This is a genomic window from Leptothrix discophora (assembly GCF_030705305.1).
Lineage (GTDB): Bacteria > Pseudomonadota > Gammaproteobacteria > Burkholderiales > Burkholderiaceae_C > Sphaerotilus > Sphaerotilus discophorus.
Genome location: NZ_JAUZEE010000001.1, coordinates 313,037 through 332,135 on the forward strand (window position 1 = coordinate 313,037; position 19,099 = coordinate 332,135).

Sequence of the window (19,099 nt, forward strand, 5' to 3'; positions counted from 1 at the left end):
CCGCGGCCCCCGCGACGCGGCGGTCCGGCCGGCAGGGGCGCGCCGCTATCATCCGGCCCGCTTTTGACCGTCCCATGCGACTGCATTCCATCAAGCTTTCAGGCTTCAAGTCCTTCGCCGATCCGACCCATTTCCAGCTGCCAGGGCAGCTCGTGGGCGTGGTCGGGCCGAACGGTTGCGGCAAGTCCAACATCATGGACGCCGTGCGATGGGTGCTCGGTGAAAGCAAAGCGAGCGAGCTGCGCGGCGAGTCGATGCAGGACGTCATCTTCAACGGCAGCGGCAACCGCAAGCCGGCCGGCCGGGCCAGCGTCGAGCTGGTGTTCGACAACACCGCCGCGCGGGCCGGCGGCCAGTGGAACCAGTTCAGCGAGATCGCCGTCAAGCGCGTGCTGACCCGCGACGGCACCTCCAGCTACTTCATCAACAACCAGCCGGTCCGGCGCCGCGACGTCCAGGACGTGTTCCTCGGCACCGGCCTGGGACCGCGGGCCTACGCCATCATTGGCCAGGGCACCATCAGCCGGATCATCGAGTCGCGTCCCGAGGAGCTGCGCCTGTTCCTCGAAGAGGCCGCCGGCGTCTCGAAGTACAAGGAACGCCGCCGCGAGACCGAGAACCGGCTCAAGGACACGCGCGAGAACCTCACCCGCGTCGACGACATCCTGCGCGAGCTCAACAACAACCTCGAGCGGCTCGAAGGCCAGGCCGAGGTCGCCACCCGCTACAAGGGCCTGCAGGACAGCGGCACGCGCAAGCTGCACCAGCTCTGGTTCCTCAAGCACCGCGACGCCAGCACCGAGCAGCAGCGCACCCATGAGGCCGTGCTGACGGCCGGCACGGCGCTCGAGGCCCGCATGGCCGAGCTGCGCCACGTCGAGGCCGAGCTGGAGGACGTCCGCCAGCAGCACTACGCCGCCAACGACGAGCTGCATGCCGCGCAGGGCTTGCTGGCCGAGGCCGCGATGGAGGTCAGCCGGCTTGAGGAGCGCATCCGTCACGTGGTCGAGGGCCGCGCCCGCGCGCAGCAGCGCCTGGCCGACCTGGAGACCCAGAACACGCAGTGGACCGAACGGGCTGCTGCCGCGCACGACGAGCTGGACCAGCTGGCCGAACAGATCGCCGCGGCCGACGAGCAGGGCGAGATCCTGTCGGCCCAGGCCGAGGACCAGGCCGCCGAGCTGCCGCGCTGGGAAGAGGCCGTGCGCGAGGCCCAGCAGCGTGCCAACCTGCAACGCGGCAAGGCCGCCGAGGTGCAGCAGCAGATCCAGCTGCTGGCCGCGCAGTCGCGCAACCTCGACGAGCGCCGCCGCGAGCTGAACCAGCGCCGCGACCGGCTGGTCGGCGAGAAGCGCAACCTCGTCGCGCCGGATGCCGAGCACCTGGCCGGGCAGCGCGAACAGCTCGCCGAGGCCGAGGCCCTGCGCGACGAGAACGATGCCCAGCTGCAGGACCTCGCCGCCGAGATGCCGGCGCTGGAGGACGAACGCCGCCTGAAGCAGGAAGCCGTCAACGCCGAGACCGCGCGCGCGGCCCAGATCAAGGCCCGGCTCGAAGCCCTGCGGGCGCTGCAGGACAAGGTCCAGACCGAGGGCAAGCTCAAGCCCTGGCTGGCCAGGCACGGGCTGGACGGGCTGTCCGGCCTGTGGACCCGGGTCCACATCGAGCCCGGCTGGGAGACCGCGCTGGAGGCCGCGCTGCGCGAGCGCCTGGGCGCGCTGGAGGTCGGCCGCATCGAGACCGTCAAGGCCTTCGAGACCGATGCGCCGCCGGCCCGCCTGGCCTTCTACACGCCGCCCCACGGCGCCATCGCCAACACCCACCAGACCCTGTCGCGCCTGAGCGACCTGCTGCGCCTGGGCGACGGCGGCCTGAAGGCGCTGCTCAACGACTGGCTCGAAGGCGTCTACACCGCCGCCAGCCTGGACGAGGCGCTGGCCAACCGCGGCCGGCTGACCCACGGCGAGGTCATCATGACGGCGGCCGGCCACGCGGTCAGCCAGTACGCGGTGGCCTTCTACGCGCCCGATTCCGAGCAGGCCGGCATGCTGGCGCGGGCCCAGGAGATCGAGAACCTCGACCGCCAGGGCCGTGCCCAGGCGCTGCTGGCCGACGAGGCCCGCAGCGCCCAGGTCCGCGCCGAGGCCGACTACACCGAGGCCAGCCAGCGCCTGTCGCGGCTGCGCCGCGAGGCCCAGGACTTCCAGACCCGCGCCCACCAGCTGCAGGTCGAGGTGCTGCGGCTGGGCCAGCAGGCCGAGCAGGCCAGCCAGCGACGCGGGCAGCTGGATGGCGAGCTGGCCGAGATCGATGCCCAGCTGGAGGACATCGAGGAACGCCGCATGACCGGCGAGGCCCGCTTCGAGGAACTCGACCAGGCGCTGGCGACCGAGCAGGAAGCGCATGCCGAGCTGGAAGAGGCGGTGATCGCCGCCGAGCGACGCGCCGCCGATGCCCGCGAGCAGCTGCGCCGCACCGAGCGCGAGGCCCAGGAGGCGCAGTTCTCGGTCCGCGCCATGGCCGCCCGGCGCGGCGAGCTTCAGCGCAGCATCGAGACCGCCGAGCAGCAACAGGCCGCCAACGCCCGCAACGCCGAACAGCTGCAGGAAGAGCTGGCCCGCTTCGACGATGCCGCCGCAGAGGGCGGCCTGCAGCAAGCGCTGGCCCTGCGGCTCGACCGCGAACAGGCGCTGGGCGCCGCGCGCAGCCGCTACGACGACCTGTCCGGCCAGCTGCGTCGGGCCGACGAGCAGCGCATGGCCTTCGAGCGCAGCCTGCAGCCCATGCGCGACGAGATCACCCGGCTGCAGCTCGAAGAGCAGGCCGCCCAGCTCGGTGGCGCGCAGTTCATGGAACAGCTCGCCGCCGCCGAGGTCGACCTGGCCGCGCTGGCCGCGCAGATCGAGGCCGACGCGGTCAAGCTGCATGGCCTGCAGACCGAGATCGACCGCATCAACCGCGAGATCGCCGCGCTCGGCGCGGTCAACCTCGCTGCCCTCGACGAGCTGGTCGCCGCGCGCGAGCGCAAGGGCTTCCTCGATGCGCAGAACGAGGACCTGACGCGCGCCATGACCACGCTGGAGGACGCCATCCGCAAGATCGACGCCGAGACGCGCGACCTGCTCAAGGGCACCTTCGACCAGGTCAACGAGGGCTTCGGCCAGATGTTCCCCAGCCTGTTCGGCGGCGGCCAGGCCCGGCTGGTGATGACCGGCGACGAGATCCTCGACGCCGGCGTGCAGGTCATGGCCCAGCCGCCGGGCAAGAAGAACAGCACCATCCACCTGCTGTCGGGTGGCGAGAAGGCGCTGACCGCCATCGCGCTGGTCTTCGCGATCTTCCTGCTCAACCCGGCGCCGTTCTGCCTGCTCGACGAGGTCGACGCACCGCTGGACGACGCCAACACCGAACGCTACGCCCGGCTGGTCAAGCAGATGTCCAGCGGCACGCAGTTCCTCTTCATCTCCCACAACAAGATCGCGATGGAAATGGCCGAGCAACTCGTGGGGGTCACGATGCAGGAACAGGGCGTCTCGCGCATCGTCGCGGTCGACATGGAATCCGCCCTCGCGATGGCCGAGGCCTGAGCCCATGAACAGCTTGCAGTTCTGGCTCGGTCTGGTGGGCGCGGGCGTGATCGTGGCGCTGGTCGTCCACTACCTCGTGCAGGCCCGCCGCACGTCGGCCACCGGGCTGCGCTGGCCCGAGACCGGTCCGGCGCCGGCACCGGCCGCGCGGGTCGCCCAGGAGCCGACCTTCGGTGACGCCGTGCCTGGCCGCCGCCAGGCCCGCGAACCGAGTTTTGACGATGTCGGCGCGGCGGGCGCCCAGGCCCCCGCACCGGCCGCTGGTGCTGGTGCCGGTGCTGGCGTTGCCGCTGCCTTTGCCGCTGCCGCGCCTGACATCGATCTGCCGGTGCTGGACCAGGAGATCCCCGGTGCGGCGGCGCCGGCCGCATCGGCCCGCATCGAGCCGGTGATCGGCCTGCCGCTGCCGCGCCGCCATGCCTACGTGCCGCGCATCGACGCGCTGATCGACGGCATCGCCAGCCTCGGCTTCGAGGGCCGGCTGTCCGGCGAGACCTTGCTGCAGCACCTGCCGACGACCCGCCGCGCCGGCGGCAAGCCCTTCCTGATCGAGGCCCGCGACGTCGCCAGCGGCGAGTGGGAGTCGCCGCGCCTGAACGCCTGGTACGACGAGGTGCAGGCCGGCGTGCAGCTGGCCAACCGGCTCGGGCCGATCAACGAGATCGAGTACTCCGAGTTCGTCCAGAAGATCCAGGCCTTCGCCGACGCGATCGGCGCGATGCCCGACTTCCCCGACATGCTCGACGTGGTCGCCCGGGGACGCGAGCTGGACGCCTTCGCCAGCGGCCACGATGCCCAGCTGGCGATGCGGCTGCAGGCCCGCAAGGCCGCCTGGCCGATCGGCTGGGTGGCCCAGCATGCGGCCCGCCACGGCTTCGTCGCCGGCGCGACGGCCGGCCGGCTGGTGCTGCCCTCGGCCGAGGAAGGCGCCCCGCCGATGCTGGCGCTGCAGTTCGACGCCCAGGCCGCGATGGCCGACAACGCCCGCGATGCCCAGGTCGCCGAGATCACGCTGATGTTCGACGTCCCGCAGACGCCGGCCGGCGACGAGCCCTACAACGCCTGGTGCGCCGCCGGCCAGGCGCTGGCGATCGCGCTGGACGCCCAGGTCAGCGACGACCAGGGCCAGCCGCTCAACCCGGCCGCCTTCCCGCAGATCGGCGCCGACCTGGCCCAGCTCTACGCCGAACTGGCCGAACGCGACCTCGCCGCCGGCTCGCTGGCGGCGCGGCGGCTGTTCAGCTGAGGCCCTCGGCCGCGTCGTGGCCGGACTTGCGCACCTCGTCGAAGCGCGCCCGGAACTCCTGTCGCAGCTGGCGACGCAGTTCGGCGGCGGCGTGGCGGCGGCGTTCGTCGGGGGAGAAGGGGCGCAGCGGCGGCACCTCGACCGGCTTGCGATCGTCGTCGACCGCCACCATCGTGAAGAAGCAGCTGTTGACGTGGCGCTTCTCCTGGGTGCGGATGTTCTCCGCGATCACCTTGATGCCGATCTCCATCGACGTGCGGCCAGTGTGGTTCACGCTGGCCAGGAAGCTCACCAGATCGCCCACGTGCACCGGCTGGCGGAACATCACCTGGTCGACGCTCAACGTCACCACGTAGCGCCCGGCATAGCGGCTGGCGCAGGCGTAGGCCACCTGGTCGAGCAGCTTGAGGATGGTGCCGCCGTGCACGTTGCCGGCGAAGTTGGCGGTGTCGGGCGTCATCAGCACCGTCATCGTGAGCTGGTGGGCGGGCAGGTCCATGGTCAGGCAGGGCTCCGGGATCGTCGCAAGGCGCGCAGTCTAGGCGCGCCGGCGACGTGCAGGTCCTGTGCCAACCACGTACGGTTGACGGGAGGCTTGCGATGAGCCCGCCCGCGCCGGGCCGTCCGGAGGTCGATCTCGACGACGGCCCGCTGCACGTGCTGGCCGTGCGCGCGCTGTGCGAGCTGGTCGCCCGGCGCGGTGACCTGGACCTGCGCAACACGCCCGCGCCGAGCGCCCAGCAGGGCATCGACGGCCATGCGCTGATCGCCCGTCGGCGTGGCGCGCAGCGGCTGACCGAGGTCGGCCTGAGCGCCCGCCACGGCGCGCTGCTGGTGCGTGGCCGGGCCGATGGCTGGGACCCGGCCGCGCGCCGTCTGGAGGAGGTCAAGACCCACCGCGGCAAGCTCGCCCGCCAGAACCCCGGCCAGCGCGCGCTGCACTGGGCCCAGGCCAAGGTCTATGGCTGGATGCTGTGCCAGGCCGAGGGCCTGGACGCGGTCGAGCTGGCGCTGGTCTACCTCGATGTCGACCACGACACCGAGACCGTGCTGGTCGAGCCGCACACGGCCGACGCGCTGCGCCGCCACTTCGAGGACCTGTGCGAGCGTGCGCTGGCCTGGGTCCGGGCCGAGGCCGCACACCGCGTCGCCCGCGATGCGGCGATGGCCGCGCTGGCCTTTCCGCATGCCGACTTCCGACCCGGCCAGCGCCGCCTGGCCGAGACCGTCTTCAAGGGTGCCAAGGGCGGCCGGACCCTGCTGGCGCAGGCGCCGACGGGCATCGGCAAGACGGTGGGCACGCTGTTCCCGCTGCTCAAGGCGATGCCGGTGGCGGGGCTGGACCGGGTCTTCTTCCTGACCGCCAAGACCTCCGGCCGGGCGCTCGCGCTGGACGCGCTGGCGCGGCTGCGCGGCGCCGACCCCACCGCGCCGACACCCTTGCGGGTGCTCGAACTGGTCGCCCGCGACAAGGCCTGCGAGCACCCGGACAAGGCCTGCCACGGCGAGTCCTGCCCGCTGGCCCGCGGCTTCCACGACCGCCTGCCGGCTGCGCGCGAGGCCGCCTGCGCCTTGCCGGACTGGTCCCGCGAGACGGTCCGCCGGCATGCCGCCTCGCACCAGGTCTGCCCGTACTACCTGGCGCAGGAACTGGCGCGCTGGGCCGATGTCGCGGTCGGCGACTACAACCACTTCTTCGACGGCAGCGCGCTGCTGCACGCGCTGACGCAGCAGGAGGAGTGGCGCGTGGCGCTGCTGGTCGACGAAGCCCACAACCTGATCGAGCGGGCCCGCGCGATGTACAGCGCCAGCCTGTCGGGCGAACAGATCCGGCGCACCCGACTGAACGCGGCCGGCGAGGTGCGCAAGGCGCTCGACAAGGTCCAGCGGCGCTGGAAGGCGCTGCTGGTCGCGCACGCGCTGGCGGCCCCGAAGGCCCGGGCCGGCGTCGCCGCGCCAGCCTTGACGGACAAGAACTACCTCGTGCTGGACGAGCCGCCGGACGACCTCGTCGAAGCCCTGCAGCAGGCCGCCACCGCCGTCATCGACCGGCTGGTCGATGCGCCCGATTCGGTCGATCCGGGCCTGCTGCAGTTCGGCTTCGATGCCTTGCAATGGGTCCGGCTGGCCGAGGTCTTCGGCCCGCACACGCTGGTCGACCTGGAGCGCCTGCCCGGCCGTCGTGGCGAGGCCGAGGACATCCGCCTGACGCTGCGCAACGTCGTGCCCGCGCCGCACCTGCGGCCGCGCCTGGCGGCGGCGCACAGCCTGACGCTGTTCTCGGCCACGCTGCAGCCGCCGGACCACCATCGCACGCTGCTGGGGCTGGGCGAGGACAGCGGCTGGCTGGATGTGGCCGCGCCGTTCTCGGCTGAGCAGCTGGCGGTGCATGTCGCGGCCGACGTGTCGACCCGCTGGCAGCACCGCGAGCGCTCGCTGCCGCGCGTGGTGGCGCGCATCGCCGCGCAGTACCGCGAGCGGCCCGGCCACTACCTGGCCTTCTTCAGCAGCTTCGACTACCTCGCGCAGGTGCAGGACGCGCTGGCCCGCGAGCACCCGGACCTGCCGCTGCGGGCCCAGCGTCGCGGCATGAGCGAGCCCGAACAGGCTGCCTTCCTGGCCGGCTTCGACGCGGGCGGACGCGGCATCGCGCTGGCCGTGCTGGGCGGCTCCTTTGCCGAAGGCATCGACCTGCCCGGCGACCGCCTGATCGGCGCCTTCATCGCCACGCTGGGCCTGCCGCAGGTCAACCCGGTCAATGAGCAGATGCGCGAGCGCCTCGATGCCCTGGTCGGCGACGGCTGGGACGCGACCTACCTCTACCCCGGCCTGCAGAAGGTCGTGCAGGCCGCCGGCCGGGTCATCCGCACCACCCAGGACCGCGGCGTGCTGCACCTGCTGGACGACCGCTACGGCCGGCCCGAGGTCCGGGCGCTCCTGCCGGCGTGGTGGCGCATCGACGGGGCCTGACCCAGGGCAAGCCCGGGCCTCGGACGGCCGCGCCCATCGGCGAACATGCGCGCCCCGTCATACCAGCCCGGAGACCATGCCATGACCGACCCGATCCCCGTCCGCTACGGCCTCATCGGCAGCGGCATGATGGGCCAGGAGCACCTGCGCAACATCGCCTTGCTGCCGGGCGTCTCGGTCAGCCGGATCTACGAGCCCGATGACGGCATGGCGCAGGCCAGCCTGGCGCTGGCGCCGGGGGCGCGGCGGGTCGGCAGTCTGGCCGAGGTGGTGGACTCGCCCGAGGTCGATGGCCTGCTGGTCGCCAGCCCGAACTTCCGCCATGCCGAACAGCTGCGCGAGATCGCCACGCGCCGGCCGCTGCCGGTGCTGCTGGAGAAGCCGGCCTGCACGACGCTGGACAACGTGCGCGCGCTGGCCAGCCTGCAACGAAGCTACCCGGCACCGCTGTGGGTGGCGATGGAATACCGCTACATGCCACCGGTGGCCCGGCTGATCGAGGCGGTGCATGGCCAGCAGGTCCTGGGCCCGCTGGTGATGCTGGCGATCCGCGAGCACCGTTTCCCCTTCCTCGTGAAGGTCGGCGACTGGAACCGCTTCAACCGCTACACCGGTGGCACGCTGGTCGAGAAGTGCTGCCACTTCTTCGACCTGATGCGCCACCTGGTTCGCAGCGAGCCGGTGCGCATCTATGCCTCGGCGTCGATGGCCCACAACCACCGCGACGAGCGCTACCCGGACGGCGTGCCCGACATCCTCGACAACGCCTTCGTGACGGTCGACTTCGCCGGCGGCCAGCGGGCCGTGCTGGACCTGTGCATGTTCGCCGAGGGCTCGCGCTACCAGGAGGAGATCAGCGCGGTCGGCCCGCTCGGCAAGGTCGAGTGCTTCGTGCCCGGGCCGGGCCGCTTCTGGCCGGCGCACCTGGGCGCGCCGCCGCTGCCCCGGCTGGTGCTGAGCCCGCGCGAGCCGAAGGGGCCGCGCGAGCTGGAGGTCCCGGTCGACCCGGTCGCACTCGCGGCCGGCGATCACAACGGCTCGACGCTGGAACAGCACCAGCGCTTCGTCAAGGCGGTGCGTGGCCAGGGCGGCGTGGAGGTCGGCCTGCGCGACGGGCTGGCGGCGGTCGTCATGGGACTGGCCGCGCAGGCCTCGGCGCAGACCGGCCAGGCGATCGACCTGAGGCGCGGCGAGCACGCCTTGCCGGCCCTGCTCGACGGGGCCTGATCGCGCGTGGACGGGGCCGGTCACGACGCCCAAGTCCTTCATCATTCGTGTAAACCAGCGGGACCGGACGCTGGCCGCGCCCCTACATTTTTGGCCAGCCCCAGGCACCGGCCTGAAGCTCGATCCGAGCCCTCAAGACCCCTCAAGACCCCACCAGATCCCTGGAGACATCGATGCACGCAGCGAACCTCAAGACCCTCGCGCTGGCCGCCGGCCTCGTCCTGTTGAGCGGCCTGGCGCAAGCCGGCGAGGTCCGCGTGATGTGCTACCAGGACGGCATCGAATGCGACGTCACGAACGAGCTGGCCCGCCGCTTCGAGGCCCGCACGCCAGGTACCAAGGTCATCGTCGACGTCGTGCCCTACAAGACCATCGTCGAGCAGCTGCCGGTGCAGCTGGCGGCCGGGCAGGGGCCCGACATCGCCCGCGTCACCGACCTGGGCGGGCTGGCGAAGCACTACCTCGACATCTCCGGCGAGCTGAAGGACCGCAAGTACTTCGACACCCAGTTCGGCGCCACGGCCGGCTGGCTGCGGCCTTCGGCCAGCGACAAGGGCATCTACGGCTTCATGTCGCAGCTGACCATGACGGGCCCCTACGTCAACAAGACGCTGTTCGAGCAGGCCCAGGTGGCCTTGCCCGGCCCCAAGGCCAGCTGGGACGACTGGATGGCCGCCGCCCGCAAGGTCGCCCGCGCCACCGAGACCAAGGCGGCGGTCGCCTGGGACCGCTCCGGCCACCGCTTCGCCGGTCCGGCCATCAGCAACGGCGCCAAGCTGTTCGACGCGCAGGGCAACCCGGTCATCGACGAGGGCTACAAGGCCACGGTGCAGAAGTTCGTCGCCTGGCACAAGGACGGCACGATGCTGCGCGAGGTCTGGTCCGGCTCGGGCGGCTCGACCTATGCCGACTCGATCGGCGAGTTCGTCAACGGCAACGTCGTGATGGTGCTGTCGGGCAGCTGGCAGATCAACCGGCTGCAGCGCGACGTCGGCAGCAAGTTCGACTGGATCGCCGTGCCCAACCCCTGCGGTCCGGCGGCTTGCTCGGGCATCCCCGGCGGCGCGGCCTGGGTGGCGCTCAAGACCGCGAAGTCGCCCAAGGAGACGGCGGCCTTCCTGGAGTTCATGGCCTCCGAGGCGGCCTACCAGGAGTTCACCAGCCGCACCAGCAACATCCCCGCCCATGCCGGCCTGGCCGGCAAGGTCAGCTACCCGGCCGCACAGCCGGCGGCGCGGGCGGCACTCGGCGTGTTCGGCTCGGGCGTGGCGAGCCTCGCGCCGGTGGCCTACCAGTTCCAGGGCTACAAGTACAACCGCGCCATCATGCTGCCCACGGTGGCCCGCGTGACCCAGGCCATCGTCGGCGAGATAAGCGTCGACGAGGCGGTCGGCAAGATCACCGCCGACATGCAGGACGCCATCAAGCAGGCGCAGAAGTGACCCGGCGCTGACGCCTGATCCCCGATCCGCCGTGCGTGCCCTGGCCGGGCTGGCCGCCTTCTTCTTCGACCTGTTCGAGCCGGTGTTCCGGCTCGGCCAGCGCTGGCTGGGCCTGTCGCGGCTGGGCTGGCTGTTCGTGGCGCCCAACCTGGCCGTGTTCGGGCTGTTCACCTTCCTGCCCATCCTGATCAACGTCGCCTACGCGCTGACCGGCGGCGTCAACCTGCAGCCGCTGCAGCGGCCGTGGACGGGGGCCGAGAACTTCCAGACCCTGTTCGAGTGCGGCAACTACCTGGACCTCTCGACCTGCCGCAAGGACGTGTTCTGGCGTGCCATCGGCAACACGCTGAAGTTCAGCCTGATCCAGGTCGTGCTGATGGTGCTGCTGTCGCTGCTGACCGCGCTGGTGCTGAACCGCCGCATCGCCGGGCGCGGCTTCTGGCGCGGCGTGTTCTTCTACCCGGTGCTGCTGTCGCCGGTGGTCGTGGCGCTGGTCTGGAAGTGGCTGCTGCAGAGCCAGGGCGTGTTCAACGCCGCGCTGGTCGGCGCCGGCCTGTCGCCGGTCGACTGGCTGACCGATGCCGGCTGGGCCTTCTTCTGGACCGTGTTCGTGTCGATCTGGGCCCACATTGGCTTCTACACGCTGATCCTGCTGGCCGGCCTGCAGGCCATCCCGCGTGACCTGTTCGAGGCCGCCGAGATGGACCGCGCCAGTCCGTGGCGGGTGCTGACCCGCATCACGCTGCCGCTGCTGATGCCCAACCTGATCGTGGTGCTGGTGCTGTCGGCGATCCGCGCGGTGCAGGTCTTCGACGAGGTCTTCGTGCTGACCGGTGGCGGGCCGGGTTCGGCCACCACCTTCATCGTCCAGTTCATCTACCAGACCGGCTTCGCCGAGCAGATCCACCTCTACGGCCTGGCGGCGGCGGCCTCGCTGGCGCTGGCGGTGTTCCTGATGCTGCTGACACTGGCCCAGCTGCGCCTGACGCGGGCGGCCGAGGCCGGCCGGCAGGCGCGCGGCATCGACGGCGCGAAGGACGACACGCCATGAAGGCCCTGGACTTCCTGCTGCGCACGCGCGGCCGGCGGCGCCTGCACTGGACCGACGTGCTGAGCTACGCCTACCTGCTGGTCGGCCTGTTCACGCTGTTCGCGCCGGTGCTGTGGCTGGTGCTGTCCTCGTTCAAGACCGAGGCCGCGATCGGCCAGTTCCCGCCGACCCTCCTGCCTTACAGCCAGAAGGTGGTGCAGGTGGCCGGCCACGCGCAGCCGTTGCCGCTCTACCGCGTCACCACGCCGTCCGGCGAAAGCCGCGAGATGGCCCAGGTCAGCCGCATCGGCATCCAGGCCACGATGGTCGATCCGGCCCGGCCGGAGGACACGCTCAAGGTCAACATCCGGCAGCGTCAGCCGGTGCAGGAACTGGGCTTCGCCTGGCGCAACTACACCGACCTGTTCGGCAAGTTCACCTTCGGCACCTACCTCTGGAACAGCGTCTTCATCACCGTCGTCGCGACGCTGCTGACGCTGCTGTTCAACTCGATGGCGGCCTTCGCGCTGTCCAAGTACCGCTTCACCGGCCAGAAGGCGGTCTACCTGCTGATCATCGCGACCCTGATGATCCCGCCGACCATCATCCTCGTGCCGGTCTTCCTGGTCATCAACCAGGTCGGGCTGCTCAACAACCTGTGGGGCGTGATCCTGCCGGCGGTGGCCACGCCGACCGGCGTCTTCCTGCTGCGCCAGTACATGCTGACCATCCCCGACGAGCTGATCGAGGCCGCGCGCATGGACCACGCCAGCGAATGGCGCATCTACTGGCGCATCGTGCTGCCGCTGTCCGCGCCGGCGCTCGCGGTGCTGGCGATCTTCTCGGTGATGTGGCGCTGGAACGATTTCCTGCTGCCGCTGATCGTGCTGTCGCGCAACGAGCAGTTCACGCTGCAGCTGGCGCTGAACGCCTTCCAGGGCGAGCTGAACACGCAATGGCACTACCTGCTGGCGATGACCGTGATCACGCTGCTGCCGGTCACGCTGGTGTTCGCCTTCCTGCAGCGCCACATCACCACCGGCATCGCCAGTGCCGGGGTGAAGTGAGCCGCACGCCCCACGACGTCATCCCTTCAGGCCCCCGCCCGTGTCCACACTCGAACTGCGTGCCATCGACAAGTCCTTCGACCCGGTCAAGGTCATCCACCAGGTCGACCTGGACGTGCGCGACGGCGAGTTCGTCGTGTTCGTCGGCCCTTCCGGCTGCGGCAAGTCCACGCTGCTGAGGCTGATCGCCGGGCTGGACCAGCCCAGCGGCGGCGAGATCCGCATTGACGGCCAGCGCGTCAACGAGATCGGCGCGGCCGACCGCGGCTGCGCGATGGTGTTCCAGTCCTATGCGCTCTACCCGCACATGACCGTGTACGCCAACATGGCCTTCGGGCTCGAGAACATCCGCATGCCACGCGCCGAGATCGAGACCCGCGTGCGCGCCGCCGCCGAGCTGCTGCGGCTCGATGCGCTGCTGCAGCGCAAGCCGACCCAGCTGTCGGGCGGCCAGCGCCAGCGCGTGGCGATCGGCCGCGCCATCGTGCGCGACCCGAAGATCTTCCTGTTCGACGAGCCGCTGTCCAACCTCGATGCCGAGCTGCGGGTGTCCATGCGGGCCGAGCTGCGTGCGCTGCACCAGCGCCTGCGCGCGACCATGGTCTACGTCACGCACGACCAGGTCGAGGCGATGACGCTGGCCGACCGCATCGTCGTGCTGCGCGCCGGTCGCATCGAGCAGGTCGGCACGCCGCAGCAGCTGCACGACCGGCCGGACAATGTCTTCGTCGCCGGCTTCATCGGCAGCCCGCGCATGAACTTCGTGCCCGCCGCGCTGGCCCGTCAGGACACCGCGCTGGCCGCCTTGCTGCCGCTCGACACGGCGCAGATGGGCGTGCGACCCGAACACTGGCAGGTGCTGCCGGCCGGGCAGGGCCTGGCCCTGTCGGTGACGGCCAGCGAATACCTGGGCGCGCAGCGCCTGGTGCATGGCCAGCTCGACGACGCCACGGTCGTGCAGCTGCTGGTCGATTCATCGACCGCGCCGCAGTCCGGCGAGCGCCTGGGCATCCGCCCGCAGCCGGCGCACTGGCATGCCTTCGACGCGGACGGTCGACGCCTCGAAAGGACCACCGCATGACGCCATTCAAGTCCACCGGCTGGCAGCTGCATCCGGGCGCGGCGTCGGCCGATGCGACCGCCCGACTGGTCGACGGCGGCCAGCTGCGCGTCGTCTTCCTGTCGCCGACCCTGGCCCGCGTCACCTGGCTGCCGGCCACCGGCCTGCGCCAGCCGCGCACCTGGTCGATCGCACCGCCGGCCGCCCGCGAGGTGCCCTGGGAAGGCCGCGAGCGCCTCAGCCTGGCCGGCTTCGAGCGGCCGGCCGTCACGGCCGATCCGACGCCGGCCGGTGCGGGTGAGCCGCCGTCGCTGCGCACGGCCGCGCTGTCGGTGCAGCTGCATGGCGGCCCTGGCCAGCCGCTGCGGCTGGTCTGGCGCGACCCGGTCAGCGGCAGCGTCTACCAGGCCGATCGCATCACCAGCGCCTACCTGCGCGAGGCCCGAACGGGGCTGGTCCGCCATTGCCTGGAACGCGATCCACGCGACCGCTACTTCGGCCTGGGCGACAAGACCGGTCCGCTGGACCTGCACGGCCGCCGGCTGCGCTGTCTCGGCCAGGACTCGATCGGCTACGACCCGCGGCACGGCGACCCGCTCTACAAGCACTGGCCCTTCGTGCTGACGCGCACGCCCGAAGGGCTCTGGACGGGTCTCTACCACGACACCCTCTCGGCCTGCACCTACGACCTGGGCTGCGAGCACGACAACTACCACGGCCTGTTCCGCACGCTCGAGATCGACGATGGCGACATCGACTACTTCCTGATGGTCGGCCGCAGCCCGGCCGAGGTGGTGGCGCAGTTCGTCGCGCTGATCGGCGGCACCCACCTGCCGCCGCGCTGGAGCCTGGGCTATGCGCAGACCGCGATGGGCCTGGCCGACGCGCCCGACGCGCAGCAGCAGCTCGAACGCTTCATCGACGCCTGCGGCGAGCACCGCGTGCCGATCTCGTCCTTCCACTACGGCTCGGGCTATTCCAGCCGTGGCCGGCAGCGCTACGTCTTCACCTGGAACCGCAGCAAGTTCCCCGATCCCGAAGGCATCAACGCGCGCTTCCAGGCCGCCGGCATGCGCCTGGTCGCCAACCTCAAGCCCTGCCTGCTGGACGACCACCCGGCCTATGCCGCGCTGCGCGAGGCCCATGCCTTCATCGAGGATGGCAGCACCGGCGAGCCGGTCGTCGAACCCTACTGGGACGGGCAGGGCTCGCACCTCGACTTCACGCGGCCGCAGGCGGTCGGCTGGTGGCAGCAGCAGCTGCGCGAGCAGATCCTCGCCAAGGGCATCGACGTCGGCTGGAACGACAACAACGAGTACGCCATCCAGTCCGAACACGCCTTCAGCCAGGGCAGCGACCAGCCCCTGCCGATGCACCGCAGCCGGCCGCTGCATGCCCTGCTGATGACCCGCGCGACCTTCGAGGCCCAGCAGGCGTGGCTGGCCGAGCAGGGCCGCGACGAGGCGGTCTACACCGTCACGCGGGCCGGCCCGCCCGGCATCCAGCGCCATGCGCAGACCTGGTCCGGCGACAACACGACCAGCTGGGCGACGCTGAAGTGGAACATCCGCACCGGCCTGCAGATGAGCCTGTCGGGCCTGTTCCACGTCGGTCACGACGTCGGCGGCTTCCACGGACCCTTGCCCGGCCCCGAGCTGCTGGTGCGCTGGGCCCAGGCCTGCGCCTTGAACCCGCGCATGGTGATGAACTCGTGGAAGGCCGGCAACGAAAGCAACCTGCCGTGGATGCACCCGGAGGTCACCCCGCTGGTCATCGCCGCGATCCGGCTGCGCTATCGCCTGATGCCCTGGCTGTGGCAGTGCGTCGAGCGCGCCAGCGCGCAGCACCTGCCCATCATCCGGCCGACCTTCTTCAACTGGCCCGACGACCCGCAGTGCTTCGAGGACGGCGACGAGTACATGCTCGGCGAGCACCTGCTGGTCGCGCCGGTGGTCCACGAGGGCGAACGCCGTCGCCGCCTCTACCTGCCGCAGCTGCCCGACGGCCGCGACTGGATCGGCTTCCACGACCGGCAGCGCCTTCGCGCCGGCAACTGGCACGAGGTCGACGCCCCGCTGGACCGCCTGCCGCTGTTCGTGGTCGAGGGCGCGGAGCTGCCGCTGGCCGCGCCGCTGGGCGATGCCTTGCCGCGGCATGACGATCCGGTGAGCGAGATCCTCCGCTTCTGAGCCCGTCCGCCGGACCAGGGATTCAGCGCCTCACGCCGCACCCCAGCGGCGTTGCCGGCAGGCTGGCCGGCACGCGGCCGTAGGCCTGTGGCAGCGACACCGTGCGCAGCTGCGGCAGGACCTTGGTGCCGAAGGTCTCGCACTCGTCCAGATGCGGGTAGCCCGAGAAGATGAAGGCCCGCATGCCCATGGCCATGTACGCGTGGATGCGGCTGAGCACCTGGTCGACGCTGCCGACCAGCGCGGCGCCGCAGCCGCTGCGGGCGCGGCCGATGCCGGTCCAGAGCAGGTCCTCGACATAGCCCTCGTCGTCGGCCCGCTCGCGGTTGGTGCGCTGCAGCGCAACGCCCAGGCTGGTGGCGTCCAGGGCGCGGGCGCGGATGGCGCGGCCTTCGTCGTCGTCCAGGCGCGAGACCAGTTCGCGCGCGGCCTCGCGGGCCTCGGCCTCGGTGTCGCGCACGATCATGTGAACGCGCAGGCCGTAGTCGAGCACCCGGCCATGCCGCTCGGCCTGTTCATGGACCTCGCGCATGCGCTGGGCCAGCATCTCGCGCGGCTCGGGCCACATCAGGTAGGTGTCGCAATGCTCGCCGCACAGGGCCAGCGCGTCCGGGCTGTAGCCACCGAAGTACAGCAAGGGCCCGCCGGTCTGGTAGGGCCGCACCGGGTCGGTCGACAGGCCCTTGAGCTGGTAGATCTCGCCGTCGTGGTCGAGGGTCTCGCGCGTCCAGCCCTGCTTGAGGATCTGCACCACCTCGCGCGAGCGGCGGTAGCGCAGCTCGCTCGATTCCTGCTGGCCGGGGAAGTCCGAGGAGATCACGTTGAGCGTCAGGCGGCCCTGCAGCAGGTGGTCCAGCGTGGCGACCGTGCGGGCCAGCATCGCCGGGTGCATCTCGCCGCAGCGGATCGCCGCCAGCAGGTTCATGCGCGTGGTCAACGGCGCCATCGCGGCGACGAAGCTCAGCGTGTCCTGCCCGACCTGGTAGGACGAGGGGCAGAGCATGTTGCGGTAGCCCAGCGCCTCGGCCCGCAGCGCGATGCGGCGGGTGTGCTCCCAGCTGCTGCGCAGATCGCCATCGGGCACGCCGAGGTGGCGGTAGTCGTCCGAGCACAGCGGCGCGAACCAGGACACCTCGGCACCGTCGATGTCGGCACCACGGATCGGGACGATGCTCATCGCCAGCTCCTTGAAGACATGAATCAATCGTAGAGGACTTGAGCCCCGTGCCGGCATCCCCAGGGGTAAGTCCCGAGCCTTGCGTTTGACATACTGGCCCGATGCCCAGCCCTGCAAGCGTTGCCTCTGCGCCGGCCCTGCCGGTCTACCGCCAGGTCGCCGAACTGCTCGCGCGCCAGATCCGCGCCGGCTACTGGCACGAGGGCGAGCGGCTGCCGCCGGAGGCCGAGCTGGCGGTGACGCTGCAGGTCGCCGTGGGCACGTTGCGCAAGGCGCTGGCGCTGCTGGCCGAGCAAGAACTGCTCGAACGGGTGCAGGGCTCGGGCACCTACGTCAAGCGGGTCTCGCGCCGCCGCCGGCTCTACGAGCTGCTGCGGCTGGAACTGCGCCACACCGGCCCGGGCCTGCCGACCGCGCGCGTCCTCGACGTCGCCCGGCTGGCGCGGCCGGCCGAGCTGCCGGCCTTCGGCGGGCCGCCCTGCGACGAGGCCTGGCGGGTGCGCCGGCTGCGCCTGCTCAGCGGCGAGCCGGTGGCGCTGGAGGAGATCTGGTTCAGCGGCGCACGCTGCGACACGCTCAGCGCCGAAGAACTGGGCGACTCGATGTACGGCTTCTACCAGCAGCGTTTCCAGCTCTGGATCGCGCGGGTCGAGGACCGCCTCGGCGCCGCCCCCGCACCCGACTGGGCCGCACCGCCCTTCGGCCTGCGACCGGGCGAGAGCGCCGGCCACATCGAGCGCATCGCCTGGACCGCCGGCAACGCGGTGGCCGAGTGCTCGCAGACCTGGTTCGACCCGGCGCGCTGCTGCTACACGTCGCGCCTGAGCCAGTGAGGCTCTGGCCGGTTTCCTACACTCGCGCCATGCGCATTCCCGCCCTTGAACAGCCCCTGATCGACCTCGGCGCCAAGCCCGTGCATGTGCGCCGGCTGTTGCGCACCTGGCTGAACGCGCTGCCCGACGATGCCGGGCGCAGCAAGCCCGAGCACTTCCTGCCGCAGGCCGTGCGCGAGGCGCTGCCCGGCTGGCGCGCGATGCTGGACGGCCTCGCGCGGCTGCATTCGCAGCACCCTGGCGAGGACGGTTCGGCCCGGTTGCTGGTCGACCTGGCCGACGGCCAGCAGGTCGAGAGCGTGCTGCTGCAGCGCGACGGCCTGTGCGTGTCCACGCAGGTCGGCTGCGCGGTCGGCTGCGTCTTCTGCATGACCGGCCGCGAGGGCCTGATCCGCCAGGTCGGCAGCGCCGAGATCGTCGCCCAGGTGGCGCTGGCGCGGCGGCTGCGGCGGGTCCGCAAGGTCGTGTTCATGGGCATGGGCGAGCCGGCCCACAACCTCGACAACGTGATGGAGGCGATCGAGCTGCTGGGCACCGTCGGCGGCATCGGCCACAAGGAGCTGGTGTTCTCGACCGTCGGTGATGAGCGGGTCTTCGAGCGCCTGCCGCAAGGCCCCGTCAAGCCGGCGCTGGCGCTGTCGCTGCACACCACCCAGGCCGACCTTCGCGCGCAGCTGCTGCCGCGTGCGCCGCGCTACGAACCGGCCGAGCTGCTCGCCCGTGGCGAGGCCTACGCCCGTGCGACCGGCTACCCGATGCAGGTCCAGTGGACCCTGCTGCGCGGCATCAACGACGGTGCCGACGAGCTCGATGCGCTGGTCGAGCTGATGCGCGGCAAGTACGCGGTGCTCAACATGATCCCGTACAACAGCGTGCCGGACCTGCCCTTCGAGCGGCCGGACTGGGAACAGGCGGCGGCCATCGCCCGCCACCTGCACCGCCGCGGCGTGCTGACCAAGCTGCGCCAGTCCGCCGGCCAGGACGTCGACGGCGGCTGCGGCCAGCTGCGCGCCCGGGCGGCGGGCGAGCGGCCGGTGAAGGTGGTGCGCCAGGTGGTCGCGCCGCCGTCGCTGGCCTGACGAGACCCCTTGCAGCCCGGGCCGCGATCCCGGGAAATGGATCGTCGTCGTGATGTTCCGCAAGCATGGAACTGGCAGCGCTTGGGTATTGATGCTTGCTGCGTATCGGCGATTGCTTCGGTGTTGCCGCGATAACGTTTGGGTATTTCGAGAAACCCGTTTCACCTTGTTGGCTACATGTTCTTGTAGTTT

Annotated in this window: 13 protein-coding genes; 11 read left to right on the plus strand and 2 right to left on the minus strand. The window is 71.3% G+C overall.

What is annotated here, in order from left to right; all coding sequences use genetic code 11:
* Positions 1–74 precede the first annotated feature (74 nt).
* Both smc and Q8X39_RS01390 read left to right on the plus strand, forming a co-directional pair.
* On the plus strand, positions 75–3,587 hold the full coding sequence (gene smc / locus Q8X39_RS01385) for a chromosome segregation protein SMC (RefSeq protein WP_305747834.1): 3,513 nt from the start codon (positions 75–77) through the stop codon (positions 3,585–3,587).
* A gap of 4 nt (positions 3,588–3,591) precedes the next feature.
* Positions 3,592–4,833: a cell division protein ZipA C-terminal FtsZ-binding domain-containing protein gene (locus Q8X39_RS01390; protein WP_305747835.1), complete on the plus strand. Its 1,242-nt coding sequence runs from the start codon at positions 3,592–3,594 to the stop codon at positions 4,831–4,833.
* Here the strand turns inward: Q8X39_RS01390 and Q8X39_RS01395 are convergent.
* A complete protein-coding gene (locus Q8X39_RS01395) occupies positions 4,826–5,332 on the minus strand; it encodes an acyl-CoA thioesterase (protein WP_305747836.1) in 507 nt (168 codons plus the stop codon). The genes Q8X39_RS01390 and Q8X39_RS01395 overlap by 8 nt on opposite strands.
* 101 nt (positions 5,333–5,433) lie before the next feature.
* Between Q8X39_RS01395 and Q8X39_RS01400 the strand changes: the two genes are divergently transcribed.
* The 7 genes from Q8X39_RS01400 to Q8X39_RS01430 all read left to right on the plus strand — a co-directional run bounded on the left by Q8X39_RS01400 (position 5,434) and on the right by Q8X39_RS01430 (position 15,818).
* Positions 5,434–7,803, plus strand: a complete 2,370-nt coding sequence (locus Q8X39_RS01400) for an ATP-dependent DNA helicase (RefSeq protein WP_305747837.1) — start codon at positions 5,434–5,436, stop codon at positions 7,801–7,803.
* Positions 7,804–7,884: 81 nt separating this feature from the next.
* Positions 7,885–9,030 (plus strand): Gfo/Idh/MocA family protein, encoded by a 1,146-nt coding sequence (locus tag Q8X39_RS01405; RefSeq protein ID WP_305747838.1) that lies wholly within the window; start codon positions 7,885–7,887, stop codon positions 9,028–9,030.
* 173 nt (positions 9,031–9,203) lie between these two features.
* The gene (locus tag Q8X39_RS01410) at positions 9,204–10,472 is read left to right on the plus strand and encodes an ABC transporter substrate-binding protein (RefSeq protein WP_305747839.1); all 1,269 of its coding nucleotides are present in this window, start codon (positions 9,204–9,206) and stop codon (positions 10,470–10,472) included.
* Between the two features lie 31 nt (positions 10,473–10,503).
* Positions 10,504–11,523 (plus strand): carbohydrate ABC transporter permease, encoded by a 1,020-nt coding sequence (locus Q8X39_RS01415; protein ID WP_305747840.1) that lies wholly within the window; start codon positions 10,504–10,506, stop codon positions 11,521–11,523.
* Complete coding sequence (locus Q8X39_RS01420; protein WP_305747841.1) at positions 11,520–12,569, plus strand: carbohydrate ABC transporter permease; 1,050 nt, start codon at positions 11,520–11,522, stop codon at positions 12,567–12,569. The genes Q8X39_RS01415 and Q8X39_RS01420 overlap by 4 nt, the downstream gene beginning before the upstream one ends.
* A gap of 40 nt (positions 12,570–12,609) precedes the next feature.
* A complete protein-coding gene (locus Q8X39_RS01425) occupies positions 12,610–13,650 on the plus strand; it encodes an ABC transporter ATP-binding protein (RefSeq protein ID WP_305747842.1) in 1,041 nt (346 codons plus the stop codon).
* Entirely contained in the window at positions 13,647–15,818 is a 2,172-nt protein-coding gene (locus Q8X39_RS01430) for a glycoside hydrolase family 31 protein (protein ID WP_305747843.1), read from the plus strand. Before Q8X39_RS01425 ends, Q8X39_RS01430 begins: the two co-directional genes overlap by 4 nt.
* 22 nt (positions 15,819–15,840) lie before the next feature.
* Here the strand turns inward: Q8X39_RS01430 and Q8X39_RS01435 are convergent, their stop codons facing one another.
* On the minus strand, positions 15,841–16,995 hold the full coding sequence (locus tag Q8X39_RS01435; RefSeq protein WP_305747844.1) for an LLM class flavin-dependent oxidoreductase: 1,155 nt from the start codon (positions 16,993–16,995) through the stop codon (positions 15,841–15,843).
* 101 nt (positions 16,996–17,096) lie between these two features.
* On the opposite strand from Q8X39_RS01435, the gene Q8X39_RS01440 reads away from it, so the two are divergent.
* Together Q8X39_RS01440 and Q8X39_RS01445 are read left to right on the plus strand one after the other, a co-directional pair.
* Positions 17,097–17,828 carry a GntR family transcriptional regulator gene (locus Q8X39_RS01440; protein WP_305747845.1) on the plus strand — a complete coding sequence of 244 codons (732 nt, stop codon included), beginning with the start codon at positions 17,097–17,099 and terminating at the stop codon, positions 17,826–17,828.
* A 29-nt stretch (positions 17,829–17,857) separates the two neighbouring features.
* Positions 17,858–18,907, plus strand: a complete 1,050-nt coding sequence (locus Q8X39_RS01445; protein ID WP_305747846.1) for an RNA methyltransferase — start codon at positions 17,858–17,860, stop codon at positions 18,905–18,907.
* The last annotated feature ends 192 nt before the right edge of the window (positions 18,908–19,099 follow it).